Genomic DNA, 2,513 nt, shown 5'->3' on the forward strand with positions numbered 1-2,513 from the left:
TCAGGCCCACCGTCACCAGGGCGCCGATGATCAGGCCGAACCAGACCACTCCCGGCATCGTCGCCCCGGCACTGTCGCCCCGGGCGCCCCGGGCGTCGTCGACCACCGACACCTGGTCCACCAGCGGTTGGTAGGCCTGGCCCTCGAAGTCGTCGGCCGGCCGGTAGTCGGTGACGCTGCGGCGCACCCGCTCCAGGAGTGCGGTTCCCTCGTCACTGAGCTCCCCGTGGTCGGACATGTGCGCCCACTCCTCGTCGACGACGAAGGAGACGTACGCGTTCACATCGGCGCGGATCCGGTCCCGGACGGCCTGCGGATACACCTCGGCGCGCGCCGAGATCTCGTGCAGCGCCTGCGCCTCCTGCCGCACGGTCTCCTGGGCGGCGCTCCGCGCCTCCCAGACGCCGGCGATGGCGAGACCGAGGACGATCGCGTAGATCACACCGATCATCATCGTCATGTACTCGATGACGTCAGGGGTCTCGCTGGGGTCGTCGTCCTCCGGGATCCGGCGGTTGTTGATGACGACGATGGTGAGGACGACGGCACAGGCCGCGGCCATCGCCAGGGTGAGAACGAGCCATTCGGACATGGGCAACTCCGGTGCGGTGGGAAGGGGCCGGGCTCACCGGGACCGCGGACGCAGGATCGCGGTCGCGAGAACGGCGGGGGCGATGATCATCAACGTCGTGGTGACGACGGAGTTACCCCCGGCGGGCCGGGGACGGGCGGTGCGGCGGTATCGGGGCAGTGCCACGGGGCCCGCGGCGGGTGGGCGGGGCTGTGCGGAGGGCGCCGGAGCGGGCGCCGCCGGAGCGGGCCGGGGCGGGGACGTCCGCGCGGGCGGTACGGGGACGGTGGGCGCCGCCGGTGAGGCGGGCACCGGCGGGAGCGCCGGACTCGACGCCGGCGGCGGCACGGGGCCGGGGGCCGCGGTGGGGGCCGGAGCCGGTGCGGGGGTCGTCCGTACGGGAGGCGGCGGTACCGGCGTGGGCCGCGGTGGGGGCGGGGGGTGCGGAGTCGCCGTCGGAGTCGGAGTCGGGGCCGGTGGGGCGGTGGTGGCGGGCGGGGGAGGCGGAGACGGCGGCGGGGTGGGCGAGCACGGCCCCCGGCCGGCGGTCGCCACCGGCGTGTGCGAACCGCCGGGGCCGGTGATGGCGGAGGCGCAGGAGTCGGCGGCGGCCGGTACCGGTGCGGCCAGCAGCCACACCAGGGCGGCGGCCGCCAACGGCCGCGCGAGAAGTGATCCGTACAGAGACACGCCGACGAGCTTGATCACATCCGTCCCCTCGCGGGGGCGGAAACGCTGTGGATTCGCCGGATGGAGGGCATCCTGAGAGGCGTCGCTTTGACGAATCGGCGTCCCGGTGGCGGTTTTGCGCTCTCCGGCGCCTGACCGGCCATAATGCGGATGGATTCCTTCCGTTTCATGGCCGATGATGGCCGACTCCCGCCCCTCCCGCGCCTTTCCGGAGAACTGGCCGGTTGTCGCCCCGGGCTCGCGAGAACGTGCCGCCGGGGTGGGACGGCCGACGCTCCGGACCATCACCCGAACATCCGAGCGAGGGTGGGCTCTTGAGGTCCGGCGAGGGCCGCGTGACCCACTTCTTCCAGCCGACGCACGGTCAGATGCACGTGAAAATGCACGGGCTGAAGGCGTGAACTGTCCGCTCCGCGAGCACGTGCCAATGGCGTGTGACCAAGAACGGACCGCGAATTTCCGTTTCTACTCGCTCTCCCGGCGGGCGATCAGTAGCCTCACCTCGAACACCGGCCGCGAACACCTGGCCGCGTCCCCCATGGCGACTGTTGGAGACATTGATGGAGCGTCCCGCCTGGGCCCCGCCCGGTATCGATATCTCGGTGCCGAGCGTGTCCCGCATGTACGACTTCTATCTGGGCGGCTCGCACAATTTCGAGGTCGACCGGGAAGCGGCCCGCAAGGCCATGGAGTTCATGCCGGGCCTGCCCAAGATCATGCAGGCGAACCGCGCGTTCATGCGCCGGGCCGTCCGCCACGCCGTCGACAACGGCGTCACCCAGTTCCTGGACATCGGCTCCGGCATACCCACCTTCGGCAACGTGCACGAGGTCGCCCAGGCCGCCCATCCCGGCGCCCACGTCGTCTACGTCGACCACGACCCGGTCGCCGTGGCCCACAGCCGCGCCGTCCTGGAGGGCGACGAGCGCGCCGCCGTCGTCGCCGCCGACCTGCGCAAGCCGGCCGACATCCTGAACAGCCCCGAGGTGGAACGGCTTCTCGACCTGGACCGGCCCGTCGCCCTCCTCCTCGTCGCCGTCCTGCACTTCCTGGAGGACGAGGACCGGCCGCGGGAGGCCGTCGCCGAACTGATCGACGCCCTCGCCCCCGGCAGCCTCGTCGTGCTCACCCACGCCTCCTACGAGGGCATCCCGCTCACCGAGGAGCAGGCGAGCGGCACCGTCGGCGTCTACCGGAACATCCGCAACCCGCTCGTCATGCGCTCCGGGCCCGAGATCACCCGCTTCTTCGA

The 2,513-nt window shown here is 72.1% G+C and carries 3 protein-coding genes; 1 reads left to right on the forward strand and 2 read right to left on the reverse strand.

Annotated features, from left to right (window positions below; genetic code table 11):
* Together RIF68_RS34120 and RIF68_RS34125 are read right to left on the reverse strand one after the other, a co-directional pair.
* A partial coding sequence (locus tag RIF68_RS34120) for a hypothetical protein (protein WP_309055346.1) occupies positions 1-592 on the reverse strand: 592 nt, incomplete at its 3' end.
* A 112-nt stretch (positions 593-704) separates the two neighbouring features.
* Positions 705-1,103 (reverse strand): hypothetical protein, encoded by a 399-nt coding sequence (locus RIF68_RS34125; protein WP_309055347.1) that lies wholly within the window; start codon positions 1,101-1,103, stop codon positions 705-707.
* 718 nt (positions 1,104-1,821) lie between these two features.
* On the opposite strand from RIF68_RS34125, the gene RIF68_RS34130 reads away from it, so the two are divergent.
* Positions 1,822-2,513 (forward strand): SAM-dependent methyltransferase (locus RIF68_RS34130; protein ID WP_309055348.1); only part of this gene is annotated, 692 nt, incomplete at its 3' end.

The sequence above is a fragment of the Streptomyces sp. genome (assembly GCF_031178505.1).
Classification (GTDB): domain Bacteria; phylum Actinomycetota; class Actinomycetes; order Streptomycetales; family Streptomycetaceae; genus Streptomyces; species Streptomyces gulbargensis.